The sequence below is a fragment of the Thiocystis violascens DSM 198 genome (assembly GCF_000227745.2).
Lineage (GTDB): Bacteria > Pseudomonadota > Gammaproteobacteria > Chromatiales > Chromatiaceae > Chromatium > Chromatium violascens.
This window is the reverse complement of the sequence record NC_018012.1, coordinates 3,689,696-3,710,586: the sequence shown is the minus strand read 5'-3', so window position 1 is coordinate 3,710,586 and position 20,891 is coordinate 3,689,696. Positions and strand designations below refer to the sequence as shown.

General features: G+C 63.4%; 21 protein-coding genes and 1 other RNA gene. 13 read left to right on the top strand and 9 right to left on the bottom strand.

Annotation, left to right across the window (positions count from 1 at the left end; all coding sequences use genetic code 11):
- Position 1 precedes the first annotated feature (1 nt).
- The 3 genes from rsxC to rsxA form a co-directional block, all read right to left on the bottom strand.
- A complete protein-coding gene (gene rsxC, locus THIVI_RS16465) occupies positions 2-1,522 on the bottom strand; it encodes an electron transport complex subunit RsxC (RefSeq protein WP_014779671.1) in 1,521 nt (506 codons plus the stop codon).
- A 5-nt stretch (positions 1,523-1,527) separates the two neighbouring features.
- Complete coding sequence (locus THIVI_RS16460; RefSeq protein WP_014779670.1) at positions 1,528-2,058, bottom strand: RnfABCDGE type electron transport complex subunit B; 531 nt, start codon at positions 2,056-2,058, stop codon at positions 1,528-1,530.
- Positions 2,059-2,197: 139 nt separating this feature from the next.
- Positions 2,198-2,773 (bottom strand): electron transport complex subunit RsxA, encoded by a 576-nt coding sequence (gene rsxA, locus THIVI_RS16455; RefSeq protein WP_041447061.1) that lies wholly within the window; start codon positions 2,771-2,773, stop codon positions 2,198-2,200.
- Between the two features lie 467 nt (positions 2,774-3,240).
- On the opposite strand from rsxA, the gene nifL reads away from it, so the two are divergent.
- The gene (gene nifL, locus THIVI_RS16450; protein WP_014779668.1) at positions 3,241-4,881 is read left to right on the top strand and encodes a nitrogen fixation negative regulator NifL; all 1,641 of its coding nucleotides are present in this window, start codon (positions 3,241-3,243) and stop codon (positions 4,879-4,881) included.
- Between the two features lie 17 nt (positions 4,882-4,898).
- Positions 4,899-6,485, top strand: coding sequence for a nif-specific transcriptional activator NifA (gene nifA / locus THIVI_RS16445; protein WP_041447688.1), 1,587 nt, complete (start codon positions 4,899-4,901; stop codon positions 6,483-6,485).
- Here the strand turns inward: nifA and THIVI_RS16440 are convergent.
- From THIVI_RS16440 to THIVI_RS16425, 5 genes are all read right to left on the bottom strand, one after another.
- Positions 6,460-7,731: an EAL and HDOD domain-containing protein gene (locus tag THIVI_RS16440; protein WP_014779666.1), complete on the bottom strand. Its 1,272-nt coding sequence runs from the start codon at positions 7,729-7,731 to the stop codon at positions 6,460-6,462. The genes nifA and THIVI_RS16440 overlap by 26 nt on opposite strands.
- Positions 7,728-8,378, bottom strand: a complete 651-nt coding sequence (locus THIVI_RS16435; protein ID WP_052315049.1) for a 5-formyltetrahydrofolate cyclo-ligase — start codon at positions 8,376-8,378, stop codon at positions 7,728-7,730. Before THIVI_RS16435 ends, THIVI_RS16440 begins: the two co-directional genes overlap by 4 nt.
- A gap of 12 nt (positions 8,379-8,390) precedes the next feature.
- A non-coding RNA gene (gene ssrS, locus THIVI_RS23900) (6S RNA) lies at positions 8,391-8,577 on the bottom strand.
- A gap of 14 nt (positions 8,578-8,591) precedes the next feature.
- A complete protein-coding gene (locus THIVI_RS16430; RefSeq protein WP_014779663.1) occupies positions 8,592-8,969 on the bottom strand; it encodes a cell division protein ZapA in 378 nt (125 codons plus the stop codon).
- A complete protein-coding gene (locus tag THIVI_RS16425; protein WP_014779662.1) occupies positions 8,966-9,175 on the bottom strand; it encodes a TIGR02449 family protein in 210 nt (69 codons plus the stop codon). The genes THIVI_RS16430 and THIVI_RS16425 overlap by 4 nt, the downstream gene beginning before the upstream one ends.
- A gap of 164 nt (positions 9,176-9,339) precedes the next feature.
- Between THIVI_RS16425 and THIVI_RS16420 the strand changes: the two genes are divergently transcribed.
- The 10 genes from THIVI_RS16420 to yihA all read left to right on the top strand — a co-directional run bounded on the left by THIVI_RS16420 (position 9,340) and on the right by yihA (position 18,004).
- A complete protein-coding gene (locus THIVI_RS16420; RefSeq protein WP_014779661.1) occupies positions 9,340-9,867 on the top strand; it encodes a UPF0149 family protein in 528 nt (175 codons plus the stop codon).
- A complete protein-coding gene (gene pepP / locus THIVI_RS16415) occupies positions 9,864-11,183 on the top strand; it encodes a Xaa-Pro aminopeptidase (protein WP_014779660.1) in 1,320 nt (439 codons plus the stop codon). The genes THIVI_RS16420 and pepP overlap by 4 nt, the downstream gene beginning before the upstream one ends.
- A gap of 27 nt (positions 11,184-11,210) precedes the next feature.
- Entirely contained in the window at positions 11,211-12,458 is a 1,248-nt protein-coding gene (ubiH, locus tag THIVI_RS16410) for a 2-octaprenyl-6-methoxyphenyl hydroxylase (protein WP_245537294.1), read from the top strand.
- Entirely contained in the window at positions 12,451-13,680 is a 1,230-nt protein-coding gene (locus THIVI_RS16405) for a UbiH/UbiF/VisC/COQ6 family ubiquinone biosynthesis hydroxylase (protein ID WP_014779658.1), read from the top strand. The genes ubiH and THIVI_RS16405 overlap by 8 nt, the downstream gene beginning before the upstream one ends.
- A 287-nt stretch (positions 13,681-13,967) precedes the next feature.
- Entirely contained in the window at positions 13,968-14,330 is a 363-nt protein-coding gene (locus tag THIVI_RS16400; protein ID WP_014779657.1) for a hypothetical protein, read from the top strand.
- 68 nt (positions 14,331-14,398) lie between these two features.
- Complete coding sequence (locus THIVI_RS16395; protein ID WP_014779656.1) at positions 14,399-15,652, top strand: 6-phosphofructokinase; 1,254 nt, start codon at positions 14,399-14,401, stop codon at positions 15,650-15,652.
- A 6-nt stretch (positions 15,653-15,658) separates the two neighbouring features.
- On the top strand, positions 15,659-15,862 hold the full coding sequence (locus THIVI_RS16390; RefSeq protein WP_014779655.1) for a hypothetical protein: 204 nt from the start codon (positions 15,659-15,661) through the stop codon (positions 15,860-15,862).
- 440 nt (positions 15,863-16,302) lie between these two features.
- Positions 16,303-16,851, top strand: coding sequence for an inorganic diphosphatase (ppa, locus tag THIVI_RS16385; protein ID WP_014779654.1), 549 nt, complete (start codon positions 16,303-16,305; stop codon positions 16,849-16,851).
- Positions 16,851-17,336 carry a cyclic pyranopterin monophosphate synthase MoaC gene (gene moaC / locus THIVI_RS16380; protein WP_014779653.1) on the top strand — a complete coding sequence of 162 codons (486 nt, stop codon included), beginning with the start codon at positions 16,851-16,853 and terminating at the stop codon, positions 17,334-17,336. The genes ppa and moaC overlap by 1 nt, the downstream gene beginning before the upstream one ends.
- 8 nt (positions 17,337-17,344) lie before the next feature.
- Positions 17,345-18,004, top strand: a complete 660-nt coding sequence (yihA, locus tag THIVI_RS16375) for a ribosome biogenesis GTP-binding protein YihA/YsxC (RefSeq protein ID WP_041447685.1) — start codon at positions 17,345-17,347, stop codon at positions 18,002-18,004.
- A 245-nt stretch (positions 18,005-18,249) separates the two neighbouring features.
- Here yihA and THIVI_RS22945 read toward each other — a convergent pair whose 3' ends face one another.
- Positions 18,250-19,080, bottom strand: coding sequence for a hypothetical protein (locus THIVI_RS22945; RefSeq protein WP_014779651.1), 831 nt, complete (start codon positions 19,078-19,080; stop codon positions 18,250-18,252).
- A gap of 320 nt (positions 19,081-19,400) precedes the next feature.
- Between THIVI_RS22945 and THIVI_RS16365 the strand changes: the two genes are divergently transcribed.
- Positions 19,401-20,888, top strand: coding sequence for a phosphomannomutase (locus THIVI_RS16365; protein ID WP_014779650.1), 1,488 nt, complete (start codon positions 19,401-19,403; stop codon positions 20,886-20,888).
- Positions 20,889-20,891: the final 3 nt, after the last annotated feature.

The following is a 20,891-nucleotide window of genomic DNA, read 5'->3' as shown; positions in this document are numbered from 1 at the left end:
CTCATGCCTCTGTTTCGACTGCCTGAGCTTGAGTCGGCGCCGCGCCCGCGGGGATCGCCGCCGCCTCCGCCGCAGCGCGTTTCTTCGCCTCGGCCTCGCGCTTGCGCGCCGCCATGGCCTCGCGCTTGGCCCGCTGAATCGCCTCGATCCGCGCGGTGCGCTGTTCGATCAGCCGTTTGGTTTCGGCCTGCTTCTGCTTGGCGCGACCGCGCGCGGCCATCTCGCCCTTGGCATAGTTGAAAAACTGCACCAGCGGGATATGCGCCGGACAGACATAGGCGCAGGAGCCGCAACCGATGCAGTCCATCAGACCCAGCCCGACCGCGCCCTCCAGATCGCCGGCGCGGGTGTGCGCCGCCAGGTTCAGGGGGACCAGACCGCAGGGACAGGCCTGTACGCAACTGCCGCAGCGGATACAGGGCATGGGGTCGCGCAGATTGGTCTCGGCGGCGGTCAAGGCCAGCACGCCATTGCTGCCTTTGACCATGGGGACGCGAGTGCTCGGCAGGGGCTGACCCATCATGGGGCCGCCGCTGAGTAGCCGCGCCGGTTCTTCGCTGAATCCGCCGCAGTAGTCGAGCAGATCCTGCACTCGCGTCCCTAGCGGAACCCGTAGATTGCGCGGTCGCGAAATGGCGCCGCCGCTAATCGTGACCACCCGCGCGACCAGCGGATAGCCAAACCGCAGCGCCTCGTGCACCGCAAAGGCCGTGGCAGGATTGTGGACCACCACGCCGATATCCGCCGTCAGACCGCGTGCCGGGGTCTCGCGTCCGGTCAGGGTCTGGACCAGATGTTTCTCCGACCCCATCGGATAACGAGTCGGCAGGCGCGCGATCTGGATATTGGAATAGGCTGAGGCGGTGATCGCCATCGCCGCCTGCGCCTCGGGCTTGTTGTTTTCGATGCCGATGACGATCCGCGCGACGCCCAGCGCGTGGGCCATGATGCGGATGCCGTCGATCACCGCCTCGGTCCGTTCGCGCATCAGCCGGTCGTCGCAGGTGAGATAGGGTTCGCACTCGGCGCCGTTGATGACCAGGGTGTGTAGCTTATATTTCTTGCGCAGATTGAGCTTGACCGCCGCCGGGAAAGTGGCGCCGCCCAGCCCGACGATCCCAGCCGCGCCCACACGCGCGGCGATCTCGTCCGAGTCGAGCGCGAAGGGATCGGGGACGCCCTGGATCTGGTCCGACCAACGGTCCTCGCCGTCGGGCTGAAGGGTCACGGTGGGCACCGAGAGCCCCGAGGCATGATGTGCCGGGTAACTGCCCACGCCGACGATGCGACCCGACGTCGGCGCATGGACCGGCGCGGAGATCATGCCCTGGCCTTGGGCGATCAGATCGCCCTTGGCGACCCGCTGACCGCGCCGTACCGCCGGGCTGGCGGGTGCGCCGATATGCTGCTGGAGCGGGATATGCAGCAGGGCCGGCATGGGCAGGGTCTCGATGGCCTGTCCCGCCGCCAGTTGCTTGCGATCGTCCGGATGGACGCCGCCACGGATCTTGAAGAGTTTCATCGCATTCATCCCGCCAGAGCCAGTGGCTTGGGCCAGAACCAGGTCTGGAGTGTCGCGGTCATCGGGCGCATCTCGATACACTCGGTCGGACAGACATCGAAGCACAGCTCGCAGCCGATACAGGCGTCGGCGAAGACGCTATGGATCATGTTGTTCGCGCCCATGATGGCGTCGGTGGGGCAACGCTTGAAACACTTGGTGCAGCCCACGCAGAGGTTTTCGTGGATGTGCGCGATCATCGGCGGTTTGTCCGCGACCCCGGAGAGATCCGCCGTGATCCCGAGTAGAGCTGCCAGTTCTTCCGCCAGGACGCGACCGCCCGGCGGACAGAGCGTGACCGGTGCTGTGCCGGCGGCGATGGCTTCCGCCGCCGGTCCGCAGCCCGGATAGCCGCATTGACCGCATTGCGAGCCGGGCATCAGTGCCACCACCTGTTCGGTGAGCGGATTCCCCTCGACCTTGAGATAGCGCGCGGCGACGCCGAGCAGCCAACCCAGGATCAGGCCAAGCGCGGTAAGACTGGCGATGGCTAACATATCTGCACTGCTCGTTGGTGTAGGATGGGAAGAGCGGCCTGGCACATCATCCCAGGATGGTTCCGACGCCGACTGGCCGAGAAACCCATCGCGGCGAAGCGATGCGCTGGAAGAAATAGGTTTCGCTGCACTCTCTCCATCACGCCAACCCCGCGAAGCCCATGAACGCCAGCGACAGCAGGCCGGCGACGATGAAGGCAATCGGCATCCCAGCAAACGCAGCGGGAACCTGGGCCAGCGCCAGACGCTCGCGCAACCCGGCGAACAGCACCATGACCAGGGTGAAACCGAGCGCCGAGCCCAGGCCATAGAGCACGCTCTCCAGAAACCCATGCGCTTCCTGGATATTCAGCAGGGCCACGCCGAGCACGGCGCAGTTGGTGGTGATCAGCGGCAGATAGATCCCCAGCACCTGATAGAGCGCCGGCGAAATCCGCCGCACCGCCAGCTCGGTGAACTGCACCACCGAGGCAATGACCACGATAAAGGTCAGGATGCGCAGATAGCCAATATCCAGTGGCCCAAGCACATAGTTTTCCAACAGCCAGCTCGCCACTGCCGCCAGGGTCATGACAAAGGTCGTGGCAAGCCCCATGCCTAGCGCCGAGTCGAGTTTGCTGGACACGCCCATAAAGGGGCAGAGTCCGAGAAACTTGACCAGCACCACGTTGTTCACCAGTGCGGTGCCGAGGATCAGCATGAGATACTCGCCCATCTTGAAATATGTCCCTGCGCGTCAAACTTGATGAGTCAGTAAATGCAAAGGCGATGCCATCGATTTCCAGAGACGTGTCGCGCGCCTCCCGGCGACCCTTCGCGGTGAGGATGCAGGCGCCAGGAGTCCGTCGAAACAAAGGCTTAATTGAACGGAGATGACGGGTTGGAGCGGCCAGTCGCGGTTCATGTCGGAGGCGAACATCGATCTCCCCGCGACGTCGTCCTGTCATGACGGCAACAGAATTTTTGTTGCAGTGCAGTGCGATTGTTGGAAAACTCACAGCGTCTTTTCCGTCGCTTGCACTCAAGTACTCGCGACGGAAAGATCATCCGGTTTGTTTTTTGCCTAAATTTTTCATCTTTTAAACCGCGTCCCGCCGTGCGTCGTGGGCGACCAGCGAGGCTGGAGTCATCCGCAACCGCGTCTGGCACGCTGGACGCAGTTTAAAATATCAGGAGAACGCCGTGCCGGTTCGACATGCCCCGGAGCCCGTCCAGCAGGCCGTGATCAACGCGCTGAGCGCCTTTCTCGCCTCGCCCCCGGACGGCACCCCGCCGGAACTGGTTGAGGCGCTGGCCCTCATGGGCGGCAATGCGACCGACCCGCTGCCGCCGCGGCTCTTCTACGAGGCGGTCGAACAGTCGCCGATCGCCATCTCGATCACCGATGCCAGGGCGACGATTCTCTATGCCAATCTCGCCTTTGAGGCCCTGACCGGTTACAGCCGCGAGGAGGTGCTGGGCCAGAACGAAGCGATCCTGTCCAATAACGCGACCCCGGCCACGGTCTACGAGCATCTGTGGCGGACCATCGAGCGCAAACAGACCTGGACCGGCACCCTGGTCAACCGCACCAAGCAAGGCGGCGATTACCTGGCGGAGCTGATCATCTCGCCGGTGCTGGGGCGCGATGGCGGACTCCAGTATTTCCTCGGCATGCACCGCGACGTGACTAAGGTGCACGAGCTGGAAGGCGCGCTACGCCAGCAGAAGGCGCGCATCGAGACGGTGCTGGACGCCGCGCCCGTGCTGGTCGTGCTGCTCGACCGCGAGGGCAGGGTCATCCTCGACAATCAGGAATACAAAAAACTGCTCGGCGATCTGCGCGGCAAGGAACCGGTCGATGTCCTGCGCGCGGCGATCGGCGAGCAGATCGGCAGCGACCCCTTCGCGGCCTGTCTCGACGGTCGCGGTTTCAAGAATGTCGAGGTCAGCATCGACATCCGCGGGCATCAGGGACCGCGCTGGTTCTCCTGCTCGGGGACGCCGGTCGATGAGTCCGACCCCACGGCGCGTAGCTATTTCGGTCAATTGGCCCCTGGAGAACGCCGTCTGCTCATCCTGGCCAACGATGTCACCGGGCGTCATCGCGAGATCGAGCGCGCGCAACTGGAACATCTGCGCGCGAGCCTGGCCGAACAGCAGTTGATGCACGGCATGCGCGAGGCGCTGGCCGCGGCCATCTATCAAATTCAGGTGCCGCTCAATGTCATCAACGCCGCCGCCGGCATGCTGCGCAGCGGCGCGGGGAACGTGGAGACCCTGGCGGGGATGCTCGACCAGATCAGCGATTCCGGCGCGCGCGCGCTGGCCACTTTGAGCGCGGCCCTGCCCGAGGGACCGCGCGAGGCCGGCGTCATGGTCAATGTCAACGCGTTGTTGCGACAAGTGCTCGAACTGGAGACCGAACGCCTGCTGGCGACCGGTATCGTGGTGGATTGGCAGCCGGCCTCCGTCCTACCCGAACTGCCCGGCCACCAGAACCAGTTGCGCTCATTGTTCAAACATCTGATTGATAACGCCATCCAGGCGCTGCGCGAGTCCAGCCGTCCGCAGCGCGAGCTGCGCCTGAGCACCCGTCGCCTGGACAGCAGCGTGGAGATCGAGATCCAGGACAATGGTCCGGGCATCGCCTCCGAGGACCGCTACCGGGTTTTCGAGCCCTTTTTCATCGGTTGGCGCAACCGTCGCGGCCGGGCCGGAATGGGGCTCGCGCTGGCCCAGGAAATCGCCAACGCCCATGGCGGATCGATCGAGGTCGATCCCGAGCAAACCGACGGCTGTCTGATCCGCGTGTCCCTGACCGCCGTGCTACCGGACGAATGACCTTGCCAGAACGAGCCATGAATTCTCCTGTCACCGATTTCGGCCATGCCGAGGACGCCCTGCGTCTCGCCTTGCTGGAGTCCCAACTGGCCGCGCTGTTCGAGGTGAGCAGCGTGCTGAGCCGTTCGTTGAATCTGCGCCAGACGCTGCGCGAGGTGCTCGGCGTCCTGCACGAGTGTGGGCGTATGGGTCACGGACTGGTCTGTCTGCTCGACGAAGAGCGCGGCGAACTCCTGATCAGCGCTATCCACGACAAGGACGCCGAACCCTTTGAAAAGATCAGCTACCAACCGGGCGAGGGCGTGATCGGACGCATCCTTTCCACCAACGCCCCCTGGATTTTGCCGCGGGTGGCCGACGAACCGAATTTTCTGGATCGTCTGAACCTCTACGATCCGAATCTTCCTTTTATCGGCGTCCCGATCCGCTGCGGGGATGATGGCGCGATCGGCGTCTTCGCCGCTCAGCCGCCCGCCGACGAGAGTCTACTTGCCGACCGGTCGCGCTTTCTCGAAATGGTTGCCAACCTGATCGGGCAGGCGGTCCGTCTTGCCCGCACCGTCGAGGCCGAACAGCAGGCGCTGCGCGAGGAGCGCGACAAACTGCGCCGCGAGGTCAAGGGCGCCCATGGGTTCGACAGCATCATCGGGCGTGCCAACAGCATGCGCCTGGTCTTCGATCAGGTGCGTCAGGTCGCCAAATGGAACACCACGGTGCTGATCCGGGGCGAATCCGGAACCGGCAAGGAACTGATCGCCAACGCCATTCATTACAATTCGCCGCGCGCGCGCGCCGCCTTCATCAAGCTCAACTGCGCCGCCCTGCCGGATAACCTGCTGGAGTCCGAGCTGTTCGGGCACGAAAAAGGCGCCTTCACCGGTGCCGTCAGTCTGCGCAAGGGACGCTTCGAGCAGGCCGACGGCGGCACGCTCTTTCTCGACGAGATCGGCGAAATCTCGCCCGCCTTTCAGGCCAAACTCTTGCGCGTCCTGCAGGAAGGCGAATTCGAGCGGGTTGGCGGAGGGCGGACACTGAAAGTCGACGTGCGGGTGATTGCCGCCACCAACCGCGATCTGGAGTCCGGGGTGCGCGCCGGCGAGTTCCGCGAGGATTTGTATTATCGCCTCAACGTCATGCCGATCCGCATGCCCGCACTGCGCGAGCGCATCGAGGATGTCCCGGATCTGGCGCGTTTTCTGGTCGACAAGGTCGCCCGTCTGCAGGGCCGCGAACTCGAAATCACCGACAGCGCGCTGCGTGTCCTGATGCGCTACGACTGGCCCGGCAACGTCCGCGAGCTGGAAAATTGCATGGAGCGCGCCGCGGTCATGAGCGAGCAGGGGATCATCGATCGGGATGTCATCAATCTGACCGGGATCGACGTGAGCGCCGGGGGCGCGGATTTTTCCCAGCCATCCGTCGTCACGGCGACAACCAGTCAGATCGATCTCAACGACCCCGATCTGGACGAGCGCGAACGGGTCATCGCCGCGCTGGAAGAGGCCGGCTGGGTCCAGGCCAAGGCCGCGCGCCTGCTCAACATGACCCCGCGCCAGATCGCCTATCGGATTCAGACGCTCAATATTCGGATGCGCCAGTTCTGATGCCCGTTTCGGACACGATCCCCATCGTCTCATTGGACCACTGAAGCGCCTCCAGGTAGGCGCGCAAATATTCGTCGCGGGGGATCTGGCTGTCGGCCAGCCCTTCCCAACGCCCCTGCTCGTATTCGACCACCTGTCGCAGTAACTCTCCCAGGATGCCTTCGCCTTCCAAGAGTGCGAGCTTGATCGGCAGGCTCAAGCCCAGATTGTCGAGCAGGGTCGGCATGTCGCTGTCCATCAGGGCGTCGATGAGCGAAAACAGACCCACGACAAACATCTGGTGCCGGATGTCAGGCTGGAATCGCTCGGCCAACAGTTCGCACATGCGCGCTCGGATCATGCAGGTGACGATCAATGCGCTCGGCTTGCCGTGGGCAACTTGCCCCATGAGGATCAGGTAGGCCCAGTTCCGGATCCGATCGATTCCGATCAGCGTGATGGCGTCCCGCAATGAATCGATCTCGCGCCGCCGGGCGAATGCCGCGCTATTGACGTAACGCAGCAGTTTGTAGGTCATGGTCACTTCTTGCGCGAGTACCCGCTCCAGATCCCGTACATCGCTGTCAGGATCCTCTAACTGCTGGATCAACCGTAAGACCACGGCCTGATTGGGCGGCAGGCCATGTTGCGCGACCATCTTTGGACGGCAATAGAAAAAGCCCTGGAAATAGTCGAATCCCAATGCCTGGCAACGCTCATGGAGTTCCTGTGTCTCCACGTTCTTCGCCACCACGCCGACATCATGGGAACGGAGCATGGCAAGCAGTTCCCGAAGCCGTGCCGGATCCTGTTTGAGCACATCGAGCTTGACGTAATCCGCGAGTTCCAGGAGAGGCTGGCGACCCGGGCGGGCGGCGAAGTCGTCCAGGGAGACTTTATGACCGAGATCCTTGAGTCTCCTCAGACCGGTCAGGATCTGGTCGTCGGGCTCCAGGTCTTCGCGGATTTCCAGCACGACCTGCCCCTCGAAAAAGGGCAACAGGGATGCGTCGACGATGAATCGGCGCGAAAGATTGACAAACGCCAGCGCGCTGCCAACCAAGGTGTCGATCCCGATATGCATAAAGCTCCCGAGAATCACCGCCGATGACGCAAGATCCTCGTCATCGATCCGGGCATGCTCCGTGTTGGCATGGCGGTACAGAAGCTCGTAGCCGATCACTCCCAGGCTCTGGTCATGGATTGGCTGTCTGGCGATATAGATATCAAGTGCGTCGCTGTCATTGCGCGAGTCGGTGATGGTCATGATGGCGCGATCCGGCTCTGAACGAGGCGGTCGCCCGCGGATGGCTTGGCATAGACCTGACGTTCCGTGACAACCGCATCCAGTGGAATGTCCCAGGGACTGGGTTCGATGCGCGCGACGCGCTGACATTCGTGGGCGATGCCGATCAAGCGGGGGCGTCTCCAGGAGCGGCGTTCTCTCAGATAGGCCAGGGAGCGATCATAGAAGCCGCCTCCCATGCCGATGCGATGACAGTCCGTATCGAAGCCTACCAGGGGCATCAGCACGAGCGCTAGATTCCAGGGGAGTTTGAGCTGGCGTCCGCGGGCCGTCGGTTCCGGGATGCCGAAGCGATTGGGGCGCATACGGTCTCCCGGACGGAAGCGCACGAACCAGATCTTTCCGCGTCCCCAACAGGTGTTGCGTGGTCTCAGGACGGGGAGATAGCACACTTTTCCGCGCTGGTTTGCGTACCGCAGGAGTGGGCGCGGATCCAACTCGCCGTCGGTCGGCCAATAGAAGGCAATGCGCCGGGCACGCAGAAAAAAACGATGGTGTTTGAGTTGTTTCGCCACGCTGGCGGCGTGTCGTCGATGCTGGCGGGGTTGCAGTCGCCGTCGCGCGGCTCGCAGCTCGCGTCGCGTTTGAGGTGGGAGATTGAGTGGCATGGAGCGAAAGGGACACCCCCCATTGACGCCGTTATCGGCCTTCGTTCTTGAACCAAGCGGTTCAAGTGGGGACAATTGGCTCGGCTTCAGGCTTTCCGCTCGATGACGGACATGCGCAACAGCCAAGCGGTCCTCATCCCCTGGGTAGCAATTAGGCTCAAGAAAATACCCAGGCCGTGATCGAGCGCTACAGGGGGTGTCTTGGGAATAAGGCTATACCCTTTCATTCGAGGCGTCCAGCAGTGGTTCCGCAGGTTCTGCAAGAGGGGTTTCGGCGGGTTGTTCAGCGGGCGGTTCGTTGGCGAGCGCCATCGAGATCCGCTCCTGAAGTTCGCGTAGACGCCGACCGGCATCCGGGTCGAGTCCAGGCTGCGCGCGTTGAAGCTGAATGAGGTCATGCGCGATGTTCAACGCCGCCATCACCGCGATGCGGTCGGTGCCGATCACCCGGCCATTTTGACGAATCTCGCGCATGCGATGGTCGAGCAGACGGGCCGACGCCTTCAAATCCTCCTGTTCATGTTGCGCACAAGCGATCCGATACTCTTTTTCCAGGATTTTGATACTGACCTGCAGCGGCTCGTCGCTCACAAATTTTCCTCCATTGCGCGCAACCGGGACAGCATGGCTTCGACGCGGCTACGGCTCTGCTCGGTTTTTTCGATCAATTCGCCGCGTTCGGCGACCAGGGTTTCCTGGCGCGCGCGCAGGGTGAGATTTTCCTCCCGGAGCCGTTGATTCAGGCGGATCAGGGCGTTTACCTGCTGCTCCAGTTCGTCGAGGTCGAAGTTGGCCAAAGTCCGCGGCTCCGTTGAAATTCCCTGCACTATAGAAGGGGCGTCGTGAGCGGTCAATCGGGCGGAAGCGCATGCTATGATTTAGCGGTTATTTCTCAACATTTGGGCGTATCCCCCAGGGTACGGAGGTTTCCACGGACATCGACTACGATCAGGTTGGCCGCTTGTTGGAGGTCAGCCCTTTAAATCCGTCACCCGGCGAAGCACATGGAATCCTGTGCGGTCTCCTCTGCGGTGGCGATCCGGATCCGCTGAACGCCTGGTTTCTGCAACTCCTGCCCGCTGCGGAACCTGCGGAGCCCGCCGATCCGCGGCTCGCCGGGGTCCGCGAAGGTCTGAGCGATCTGGCGACCGCGACTCAAAACGGGATACGCGATCCGGATCTGGGCTTCCATCCGCTCTTGCCGGACGACGACCGTCCGCTAGCCGAGCGCGCAACCGCGCTCTATGACTGGGTGCGGGGATTCCTCTTCGCCTTCGGCGTACTGGGCGTGGCGGTGTCCGATCTCTCCGAGCAGACCCGCGAGATTCTGCGAGATTTTACCGATCTGACGCGGATGGACCTCGATGATCTTGACGATGTCGAAGAAAACGAGGAGGCGCTGGCCGAAGTGATCGAATTTATCCGTGTGGCGGCAATGCTGATTCATGACGAGCGGGCGAGTCCAGGCGACGCGTCCGGGCAGCCATGAACGCGACCGAATACAAACGCCGTCGGCGTGCCCTGTTGAAATCCATCGGTCCCGAAGGGCTCGCGATCCTGCCGGCGGCGCGCGAGGCGATCCGCAATCGCGATGTTCATTATCCTTTTCGTCAGAACAGCGATTTCAGCTATGTCTCCGGTTTTCCGGAGCCTGACGCCTTCGCGGTCTTTGTGCCCCGGCGCAAGGAAGGCGAATTCATTCTTTTCTGTCGACCCCGTGACGCGGAGCGCGAACAGTGGGATGGGGCGCGTCTCGGTCTCGAAGGCGCGACCGAGCGCTTTGGCGCCGATCAGGCCCATCCCCTCGACGCGCTGGATGAGATCCTGCCAACCCTGATCGACGGGCGGACCCGGCTGTACTATCCGATCGGCACCGACGCGGGTCTCGATCAGCGGGTGATGGGTTGGGTGAATCGGGTCCGCGCCAAGATTCGCACCGGCGCGGTCGCCCCCGACACCTTCATCGCCATCGAATCGCTGCTGCACGAGCAACGGTTGCGCAAAAGCAGGACCGAGGCCGCCCTGATGCGCCGGGCCGCGCGCATCTCCGCTCAGGCCCATCGACGCTTGATGCGCCATTGCGTCCCCGGCGTGAAGGAACTGGATCTGGAGGCCGAATTTCAGCATGCCTGCGCCATCGCCGGCGCCCGCTTCAACGCCTATCCGATGATCGTGGGCGGCGGCGCGAACGCCTGTGTGCTGCATTACATCGCCAATGACGCCGTGCTGCGCGACGGTGATCTGGTGCTGATCGATGCGGGCTGCGAACTTGACGGCTATGCTTCCGATATTACCCGCACCTTTCCAGTCAACGGCCGTTTCAGCCCGCCCCAGCGCGAACTGTACGAACTGGTGCTCAAGGCCCAGCAGGCGGCCATCGACAAGGCCCGTCCGGGTAGCCGCTGGAACGAACCGCACGACGCGGCGGTACGGGTGCTGACCGAGGGTCTGGTCCGGCTTGGCATTCTGAGTGGCGAGGTCGATCCGCTCATTCAGGAGGAAGCCTATAAGCCCTATTACATGCACCGCACCGGCCATTGGCTTGGGATGGACGTGCACGATGTCGGCGCCTACAAACACGCTGGCGCCTGGCGCGTCTTCGAGCCCGGCATGGTGTTGACCGTGGAGCCGGGGCTGTACATGCCGGACACGGAAGCGGTGCCGGAACCCTATCGCAAGATCGGCATCCGGATCGAGGACGATGTGCTGATCACAGAGGAGGGCAACGAGATTCTCTCCGCGGCGGCTCCCACGCAGCCGGACGAGATCGAGGCGTTGATGGCGGGGTCTCGTCAAGCACGTTGAAGAACGGGTGCGCTAACGATGGAGCAGATGAGCTTGGCAATGCTGCACGAATACGACGTAGCGATTATCGGCGGCGGTCTGGTCGGCGGCAGTCTGGCCTCTGCCCTGGCCAGCACCCGACTGCGGGTCGCGCTGATCGAGGCGGTACCGACGGTTGCCGCGCAACATCCCAGTTACGACGAGCGCGTCATCGCGCTCTCGCTAGGCAGCCAGCGGATTTTCGAGGCCATGGGCCTGTGGCCGGATATGGCGCCCGAGGCGGAGCCGATCCTGAAGGTGCATGTCTCCGAACGGGGGCAATACGGCATCGCCCGGCTCGATCGCGCCGAGGAAGGCGTCGCGACGCTGGGCGCTGTCGTGCCAGCGCGCGCCATGGGCGTGGCGATCCGTTTGGCGCTCGATCATGCCGACAACATCGAACTCCTCTGCCCCGCGCGGCTGATCGAGCATCGCGTGCATGGCGACGGGGTGGATCTGGATGTCCAGGTGGACGGGGAGACCCGTCATCTGCGCACCCGTTTGCTGGTCGCCGCCGACGGCGGCGATTCGGCCATCCGCGAACGGCTCAGTCTGAAGGCGCGGGAGCATGCCTATGGTCAGGATGCCATCATCGCTACGGTCACGCCGGATCGCCCCCGGACTGGCGTGGCCTTCGAACGTTTCACCGATTCTGGCCCTCTGGCGTTGCTCCCCATGACCGGCGGGCGCTATTCGGTGGTCTGGACCTGTCGCGAGAACGAGACCGCCGATCTGCTGGCGCTCTCGGACGCTGAGTTTCTGGACCGTCTCCAGGATCGCTTCGGGTATCGGCTGGGTCGCTTGACTCGGGCCTCTGCGCGTCGCGCCTACCCGCTCAAACTCCGGCTGATCCGCGCTCCGGTGCAGGAGCGTCTGGTCCTGATCGGCAACGCGGCGCACAGCCTGCATCCGGTCGCCGGCCAGGGCTTCAATCTGGGTCTGCGGGACGTCGCGGCATTGGCCGAGGTGCTGGCGCGGAGTGCGGTGACGGGCGCCGACCCTGGTGCGGCCGCGACCCTGTCCGAGTATGCGCGCTGGCGCGGTCGCGATCAGGCCGGAACCGCCAGTCTGACCGACGCCCTGGCGCGACTCTTCGTCATCCCCTTGGCGCCGGTTCGGTTTGCCCGCGGGGCGGGGCTGCTTGGGCTGGATCTGCTGCCGTGCGCGCGCCATCGGCTCGCCAGACGTTTCATGGGCCTGGACGTTCCCCTGCCGCATCTGGCGCGCGGACTTTCATTGGAGCATGTAAATGACTGAGCCAGAGCAGTCCTTCGATATCGCCGTCGTCGGCGGCGGCATGGTTGGCGCGGCCTTTGCCTGCGCCATGTCCGGCAAGGGTCTCTCCATCGCCGTGATCGAGTCGCGCGCGCCACGTCGCGACTGGCCGGCGGGCGAGGTGGATCTGCGGGTCTCGGCCTTGAGTCGGGCCAGCCAGCGGATGCTCCGGCGCCTGGGCGTCTGGGAGCGCATCCTGGAACTCGGCGCCAGTCCCTACCGCCAGATGCGGGTGTGGGACGCGGTCGGCGGCGGTCGGATTCACTTCGACAGTCAGGATTTGGGCGAGGCGGATCTGGGTCATATCGTCGAGAATCGAGTTATCCAGCTCGCGCTTTGGGAGCAATTGGAACAATCCCCCGACGTCACCCTGATCTGCCCCGCCGTCATCGCGGATCTGGACCGCCGCGAGCCGCCCGCGCGGATTCGGTTCGCCGACGGTCGATCGATCGACGCACGTCTGCTGGTCGGTGCCGACGGCCGCGATTCGCTGGTGCGCGATCTGGCCGGCATCCAGACCGAGGGCTGGAATTATGACCAACGCGCGATCGTCGCCAACGTCATGCCCGCCGACTGGCACCAGGAGACCGCCTGGCAGCGTTTTCTGCCGACGGGACCGCTGGCGTTGCTGCCATTGTCAGACGGGCGTTGTTCGATCGTCTGGAGCGCCGACGACGAGCGCGCGGTCGAACTCATGGGCCTGGACGACGCGCTGTTCTCCGAGGCGGTCACCGACGCCTCCGAGTCCTGTCTCGGTCGCTTGATCCTGGACGGACCGCGCGCGTCCGTCCCGCTGCGGTTACAGCATGCCAAGCAGTATGTCCTACCGGGACTGGCATTGATCGGCGATGCCGCCCATGCCATCCATCCGCTGGCGGGGCAGGGCGTCAATCTGGGTTTTCTGGATGCAGCCGAACTGGCGGCGACCCTGGATCTGGCGCTCGAACGCCGTCGCGATCTCGCCGGTCTCTGGACACTGCGTCATTATGAGCGGGCGCGTCGTGGCGACAATCTGCTGATGCTCGGCGCCATGGATGTCTTCAAACGGATCTTCGGCGACAGCCGGCAACCGCTGGCCGCCATACGCGGTCTGGGCCTGACGACCGTTGACCGAATCGCACCGCTCAAACGTTTGTTCATGGACCGCGCCCTGGGTCTGGGCGCGGATCTGCCGCCGCTGGCGCGGCCGTACACCGCTTCGTAGGAGCCCGCTTGCGGGCGATGCGATGGGCCGCGAGCAAAGGCTTCCGGTGACTCCGCGCCGCCATGTCGACCGCGTCGCCCGCAAGTGGGCTCCTACGGCGGCGGGGTGCCCAAACGAGAACCGGGGGACGGCGGTCATTGCCGGCGGCTGGTGTCCTCGCGGTTTAACATTTGGAACTGGCGTCCGTTTTGGTTAGTCTTGCTGCATTTTTCACGGAGTGCTTGCGATAGCGCGGTTCATCGCTCGCCATACTTGATCGAACAACGTCTGACCAGCGACAACCCAATATGGCCACCATCCCCGACATCACGGAAACCGAGCAGTGGCTGATGCGGACCACGCTCCGCGAGCGCTACGGGCATGACCTGGAGATCCAACTCGCCGACGCGGAGATCCGTCTCGCCGCCTCCGATCGCGAGCTGACGACCTGTCCGGTGATCTACTGGCAGTCCGATGACGGTTGCAACTTCGTCATCTTCAAGGCCGGCGAGCGTGCCTATCGCTGCCAGTTTTTTTATAAGCCGTACAAGCAGATGGGCACTGGTATCGAGCAGTACGACGACCTGGCCGAGTGCGCCGTCGCGCTGCTTCAGGCCCAGGCCGATTATGTCGCCGAACAGCGTGGCGATCTGCCTAGCGCGCGCCGCTGATGGCCGTGGCGCCAATGCATCATTTAGTCTGACATCCGCACACCTGAAATCAGCACGAGAGAACAACCATGTCCGCGAAAAATGCCTTTTATGCGCAATCCGGCGGCGTCACCGCCGTCATCAACGCCTCCGCCTGCGGGGTGATCGAGACCGCCCGCCGTCACACCGACCAGATCGCTAACGTCTATGCCGGTCGCAACGGCATCATCGGCGCGCTGACCGAGGATCTGATCGACACCAGCCAGGAATCCGACGAGGCCATCGCCGCGCTGCGCTACACCCCTTCCGGCGCCTTCGGTTCCTGTCGCTACAAGCTCAAAAGTCTGGAGGCCAACCGGCGCGAATACGAGCGTCTGATCGAGGTCTTCAAGGCCCACGACATCGGCTATTTCTTCTACAACGGCGGTGGCGACTCGGCCGACACCTGCTACAAGGTTTCGCAACTCTCCGAGGCGCTGGGCTATCCGGTCCAGGCGATTCATGTCCCCAAGACGGTCGACAACGACCTGCCGATCACCGATAACTGCCCCGGTTTCGGCTCGGTCGCCAAGTACATTGCCACCTCCGCGCTGGAAGCCTCGTTTGACGTGCGCTCGATGTGCAAGACCTCGACCAAGGTGTTTGTCCTTGAGGTCATGGGCCGTCACGCCGGCTGGATCGCCGCCGCTGGCGGTCTGATCGAGGACCACAACATCCCGGTCATGATTCTCTTCCCCGAGATCGAATTCGATCAGGCGCGGTTCATTGCCGCCGTCAAGGAAAAGGTCGAGCGTTTCGACTTCTGCACCATCGTCGTCTCCGAGGGCGCCAAATATCCCGATGGCCGCTTCCTGGCCGAACAGGGCACGCGCGACGCCTTCGGTCACGCCCAGCTCGGCGGTGCCGCGCCCGTGGTTGCGAACATGATCAAGGACGCGACCGGCTACAAGTTCCATTGGGCGGTGGCCGATTATCTCCAGCGCGCCGCGCGCCATCTCGCCTCCAAGACCGATGTCGAGCAGGCGTATGCCATGGGTCGGGCCGGGGTCGAATTCGCGTTGGCCGGACACAATGCCGTGATGCCGACCGTCCGGCGTCTGAGCAGCGATCCCTATGCCTGGGAAGTCGGCGAGGCGCCGCTGTCGGAGGTCGCCAATGTCGAAAAATTCATGCCGCGCGACTTCATCACCGAGGACGGTTTCGGCATCACCCCGGTCTGCAAGGAGTATCTGATCCCGCTGATCCAGGGCGAGGACTATCCGCCATTCGAGCATGGCCTGCCGAAGTACGTGACGCTGAAGAATGCCCCGGTGGCGCGCAAGCTCGGGACGTTCGAGGTCTGATCGACGATGACGCTCGACCATGCTCGCGAGCTGATTCGTACCCAGCTTCAGTTCGGCAGCGGTTATAACCGCCACGCCGTCCGGCTGATTCTGGGCGAGATTCAACGCGAGCATGGTCGGGGCGCGGTGGATGACGTGATTCGGGAACTGGATCTGGAAAAGTTCTTCGGGCTCCAGCCAGGGCAGGATTTTTCCGGAACGGGACGCTAGTGCGTGCCATCAATTCTATTTGTGTGGGATTCCCGCTGGCCTGTAGGGGTGAATTCATTCGCCGCGTGGGTTGTGCGGATACAGGGGATGTCGAGGATGTCGGGGCGAATGAATTCGCCCCTACTAAGGATGCCGCGCGACATCCATGTCGAGCGTATCGATCCCCAACTTGGAATATTGGCGGGATGGCGGTCATTCCCTACGAATACAATTGATGATACGCCCTAAACCGCGTCGACTCCGCCAGCCGGCTGGCCGATCACGTAACAGAACGCATCTCGTCCTGGATTAGGGTTCCGCGCGCAAGGATTGAGATTTCCAAGTCTGGGATGGATTACAATTGGCAATCGAACGTCGCGCCAGGCCCGTCAGGGCCTTTTTGCATTGAGCCCGAACGCTTAGCCGCGACGCCTACACTGCTGAACCACTGAGGCCGATCCATGGATTTATCGAAGGTTTCCCGGGGCGATAACGTCCCCAATATCATCAACGTGATCATCGAGATCCCGTCCCACGCCGAGCCGGTCAAGTACGAAATGGACAAGGAGACCGGCGCCATGTTCGTCGATCGCTTCATGTCCACGGCCATGCACTATCCCTGCAATTATGGCTATGTGCCCCACACCCTGTCGTCGGATGGCGACCCGGTGGACGTGATCGTGGTGACGCCCTACCCGCTGATCTCCGGATCCGTCATCAAGTGCCGGCCCATCGGCGTTCTGACGATGACCGACGAGTCTGGCGACGACGCCAAGATCCTCGCGCTGCCGGTCGACAAGCTGTTCAAGGGCTATCGTAACGTCGAGAGTTTCCGCGATATGCCGCCGCATCTGCTGGATCAGATCGCGCACTTTTTCGAGCACTACAAGGATCTCGACGAGGGCAAGTGGGTGCGCGTCGGCGGTTGGGGCGGTCGCGACGAAGCCTGTCAGGAAATCATGGCGAGCGTCGAGATGTTCGAGAACGCCCCGGAAAAGCCGGCCTTCTAATGCCGCTGACCCACTTCACGCCAGCGGGCGAGGCCCACATGGTGGATGTGGGCGGCAAGGCCGTGAGCCGGCGGTGCGCGGTGGCCGAGGGCTGGATCCGCATGGAGGCGGCCACCCTCGCGCTGATCGAGTCGGGTGGCCACGCCAAGGGCGATGTGCTGGGAATCGCGCGCGTCGCCGGGATCATGGGGGCAAAGCGGACCGCCGATCTGGTGCCGCTGTGTCATCCCTTGAGTCTGACCAGGGCCGAGATCGATCTGGCCATTCGTGCCGAGGACGGCTCGGTTTATTGTCGCGCAACCGTTGAAACCACGGGCCAGACCGGCGTCGAAATGGAGGCGCTCTGCGCCGTCCAGGTCAGTCTGCTAACGATTTACGACATGTGCAAGGCCGTCGATCGCGGGATGACGATCTCGAACGTCCGCCTTCTGGAGAAAGCGGGCGGCGCTTCCGGCCACTGGATCCGCGATCCGAGCCTAACGTGACAATGCAGATGAATCCCTTCTATCAGCGTGCCCACTTTCTCACCGCCGCCACGCGGCTTGATCAGACGCCCGCCGATAGCGGTCGCGAAGTCGCCTTCGCGGGGCGCTCGAACGCGGGTAAATCGAGCGCCATCAATACGCTCTGCCATCAGAAGAGCCTGGCAAGAACGAGTAAGACCCCTGGTCGTACCCAACAGATCATCTTCTTCGAACTGGACGCGGAACGCCGCCTGGTGGACCTGCCCGGCTATGGCTATGCCAAGGTCTCGGAGGCCATCAAGCTGCAATGGCAGCAGCATCTGGCGAATTATCTGGAATATCGCCGTTCGCTGGCTGGGCTCGTGATCGTGATGGATATCCGTCACCCGCTGACGGAGTTCGATCGGCGGATGCTGGACTGGGGCCGGCGGGGCGAGCGGTCGATTCTGCTGCTGCTGACCAAGGCGGATAAACTGAAACGGGGCGCCGCGCAGGCGACTCGGCTCGCGGTGGAACGCGAGGTCGCGAATGACGATGGCCGGGTTGCGGTGCGGTTGTTTTCGGCGTTGGAACGACAGGGTGTCGAAACGGTGCAGGGGTTGCTTGATCGATGGCTTGAGGTGCCCGATCCCAATCTCGTGGACAGTGCCGCTGACAGCGTGACGGGAATAGGCAGTTCTCGCTCCTGATTCATTGGCGCCATGCGCAGCGAGCGTTGCGCATGAATCCGGTCCTTAGTAACTGTCCACATACGATTTTCCGATTTTCCGTTCGCCCTGAGCCCTGAGCGGAGCCGAAGGGTCGAAGGGTGAATGGAAAATTCTGGTGGCCTGAAAGTTAAGCCGTTCATGGTTCGACCCTTCGACGGGCTCAGGGCTCGCCACGAACGGCTTAACTTAATCGCAGTGATCCGGCCCTTAGGATCTCTCGATCCTCAGTTGCCAGTCGACCAGGGCGGCGGGCCTTGATCGTAGCCCGGAGCTTCCGGGTAGGGCATCATGTGCGGATGCATCATGCCGCGTGGAGCGTTGCGATACGCGCCATCGCCCGGATAGCCCCAGGATTCCTGAGCGGGGCCGGCGTCAGGATAAGGCATGGGGCGCGACATCCTTTCCGGAGTGCGCCCGAAGAGTGCCTGGGCCGCTTCACGTTGCTCGTCGGTCATCTGTTCGACGGTCTTGCGGTATTCCTCAAAGCGTTTTTCCATCTCCTGGCGGCGTTTTTCGGCTTCTTCCCAAGGCGGCGTCTCGGGCATCTCGATGCCGCGTTCGGCCGCGTCCGCGCGCATCCGCTTCCAGCGTTCCTCGCGCATGGCCTGCCGCTCCTCGGGGGTTATGGCGCGCATCCGCTCTTGCATCCGTGCTCTCATGTCTTCACGCCACTGGTTCATCGCGGCGTTATCCTCATTCCGCATATCGTGCGGAACCGCCATCTCGGGCAGGGTTTCCCAGGGCGGCGATTCGGGCATCTCCACCCCCATCTCGGCGGCACTCGCGCGTAATTCGTCGTAACGCTTTTTGCGCTCCGCCAGCATGGCCGCGCGACGCTCTTTAGCTTCGGCGCGAGCGGTTTCGGCCGGTGTCGGCGTGGCATCGGCTGGTTTCGCACTGGCTGGGTAAGGGGCTGGAGCCGCGGGCTCGGCGGCCTTCGTGGGCGCGGGTTGCGGTTCGGCGGCGGTCGCGCTGGGCGCCGATAGCGTTTGGGTCAGCGCCAGAACCAAGGCGGCGGACGATGCGAGCGGGAGGAATGGTTTCGTCACGGTCATGATGGCTCCTCGTTATGATTGATGTTTGCTCGGTCGCACGGGCGATGACGATGCAGGCCGAGCCGCATGCGTTGTTATCTTCTTGTCGGCCCCGGCTGGCCGGTCCCGCGAGTCACCGCGAAGCGAAAACGCTCATCACCAAGGTCTGCAACCCTGCGCGCGGTTTGACCGGTCGACAGCCCTCTTGAAATACGATCGGGTTCCGTCTTTCACAAGGGGCGGTCGCTGTAAGATTGAAAATGCGCGGAATGACTGCGGTAAGATTGCGTTTTGAAACGAATCACCTTCAGCCGGCAAGGGTTCTCCGCGGGGAAGCGAGCATGCGTATTGGCGATCTGATGAACGAGAGCGGCGTCAAGTTTGGCACCAGCGGCGCCCGTGGGCTAGCCGCGGACATGACCGATTGGGTCTGTTATGCCTATACGGCAGGTTTTCTTGGCTATCTCAAGACCGCCGGAATCCTGGTGTCGGGTCAGGAGGTTGGGATCGCGGGGGATCTGCGTCCCAGTTCGCCGCGCATCATGAATGCCTGCGCTGCGGCCGTCCTCGATCTCGGCTGTCGTCCGCGCAATTTCGGCTCGATCCCCAGCCCGGCGCTCGTGGTTCATGGCATGGCGCGTGGCATGCCGACCCTCATGGTGACCGGCAGCCATATCCCCGACGATCGCAATGGCATCAAGTTCAATCTGCCGACGGGCGAAATTCTCAAGCGCGACGAGGAAGGTATCAGCCTTCAGGAGGTCCGGCGTCCGGAGGGTCTGTTCGATGCCCTCGGCGGCTTTGCGGTGGGGCAGGGCGCGGCGCTGCCGGATCCGGACCCGATCGCCTACCGTGAATATGTTGACCGTTATTTGGGGTTTTTCCCGGCGAATTGTCTCCGGGGTCTGAGAGTGGGCGTGTATGAGCATTCCAGCGTGGCGCGCGAGGCCTATGTCGAAGTGCTCGCGGGTCTGGGCGCGCGGGTCGACCGGCTGGGATACTCGGATGTCTTCATCCCGGTCGATACCGAGGCGATCCGCCCCGAGGATGTGGTCCTGGCCCGCGACTGGGCCGCGAGCGGCCAGTTCGATGCGCTGGTATCGGCGGATGGCGACGGCGACCGCCCGCTGATCGGCGACGAAACGGGCGCCTGGTTGCGCGGGGATATCGCCGGCGTGCTCTGCGCGCGCCAACTCGGTGCCCGTGGCGTGGTGACTCCGGTGAGCAGCAACACGGCGGTGGAAAAATGCGGCTGTTTCGCGTCGGTGAGACGCACTCGGATCGGCTCGCCATTCGTCATCGAGGGCATGTTGCAGACGATGGACGAAGGTCTGACTCCCGTGGTCGGTTACGAGGCCAACGGCGGTTTTTTGCTTGGCACGGACATCGAGCGCGACGGCCGCGTGCTGGCGGCGCTACCGACCCGCGACGCCGTCATCGTTGCAGTGACCATCCTGCTGGCCGCGGTCGAACAGGGCAAGCCGCTGTCCGCGCTCGCCCGCGATCTGCCGGGCCGCTTCACCCACAGCGATCGTCTCAAGGACTTCCCGACCGAGATCGCCCGGGCCGGTATCGCGGCGCTGTCCAGCGGCGATGTCCAGCGGGATAAGGCGGCCATCGAAGCGGCGTTTGGTGTGCGGTTCGGCGCGGTTGCCGACCTGGATACGACCGATGGCCTGCGGATGACCTTTGTCAGCGGCGAGATCGCGCATCTGCGCCCATCGGGTAATGCGCCCGAGTTGCGCGCCTATACCGAGGCCGACAGCCCGGAGCGGGCGGCGGAGATGAATCGGATCTGCATGGAGATTCTGGCCGGGTGGCGGGGGTGATCG

What these genes read in the sequence shown, in the direction of transcription:
- THIVI_RS22945 (WP_014779651.1), bottom strand. Translation starts at nt 19,080, where the DNA reads ATGACCGTGACGAAACCATTCCTCCCGCTCGCATCGTCCGCCGCCTTG.
- nifA (WP_041447688.1), top strand. Translation starts at nt 4,899, where the DNA reads ATGAATTCTCCTGTCACCGATTTCGGCCATGCCGAGGACGCCCTGCGT.
- THIVI_RS16390 (WP_014779655.1), top strand. Translation starts at nt 15,659, where the DNA reads ATGACGCTCGACCATGCTCGCGAGCTGATTCGTACCCAGCTTCAGTTC.
- ubiH (WP_245537294.1), top strand. Translation starts at nt 11,211, where the DNA reads ATGAGCTTGGCAATGCTGCACGAATACGACGTAGCGATTATCGGCGGC.
- THIVI_RS16400 (WP_014779657.1), top strand. Translation starts at nt 13,968, where the DNA reads ATGGCCACCATCCCCGACATCACGGAAACCGAGCAGTGGCTGATGCGG.
- pepP (WP_014779660.1), top strand. Translation starts at nt 9,864, where the DNA reads ATGAACGCGACCGAATACAAACGCCGTCGGCGTGCCCTGTTGAAATCC.
- THIVI_RS16440 (WP_014779666.1), bottom strand. Translation starts at nt 7,731, where the DNA reads ATGACCATCACCGACTCGCGCAATGACAGCGACGCACTTGATATCTAT.
- THIVI_RS16405 (WP_014779658.1), top strand. Translation starts at nt 12,451, where the DNA reads ATGACTGAGCCAGAGCAGTCCTTCGATATCGCCGTCGTCGGCGGCGGC.
- yihA (WP_041447685.1), top strand. Translation starts at nt 17,345, where the DNA reads ATGAATCCCTTCTATCAGCGTGCCCACTTTCTCACCGCCGCCACGCGG.
- THIVI_RS16365 (WP_014779650.1), top strand. Translation starts at nt 19,401, where the DNA reads ATGCGTATTGGCGATCTGATGAACGAGAGCGGCGTCAAGTTTGGCACC.
- THIVI_RS16395 (WP_014779656.1), top strand. Translation starts at nt 14,399, where the DNA reads ATGTCCGCGAAAAATGCCTTTTATGCGCAATCCGGCGGCGTCACCGCC.
- THIVI_RS16435 (WP_052315049.1), bottom strand. Translation starts at nt 8,378, where the DNA reads ATGCCACTCAATCTCCCACCTCAAACGCGACGCGAGCTGCGAGCCGCG.
- rsxC (WP_014779671.1), bottom strand. Translation starts at nt 1,522, where the DNA reads ATGAAACTCTTCAAGATCCGTGGCGGCGTCCATCCGGACGATCGCAAG.
- ppa (WP_014779654.1), top strand. Translation starts at nt 16,303, where the DNA reads ATGGATTTATCGAAGGTTTCCCGGGGCGATAACGTCCCCAATATCATC.
- THIVI_RS16460 (WP_014779670.1), bottom strand. Translation starts at nt 2,058, where the DNA reads ATGTTAGCCATCGCCAGTCTTACCGCGCTTGGCCTGATCCTGGGTTGG.
- moaC (WP_014779653.1), top strand. Translation starts at nt 16,851, where the DNA reads ATGCCGCTGACCCACTTCACGCCAGCGGGCGAGGCCCACATGGTGGAT.
- rsxA (WP_041447061.1), bottom strand. Translation starts at nt 2,773, where the DNA reads ATGGGCGAGTATCTCATGCTGATCCTCGGCACCGCACTGGTGAACAAC.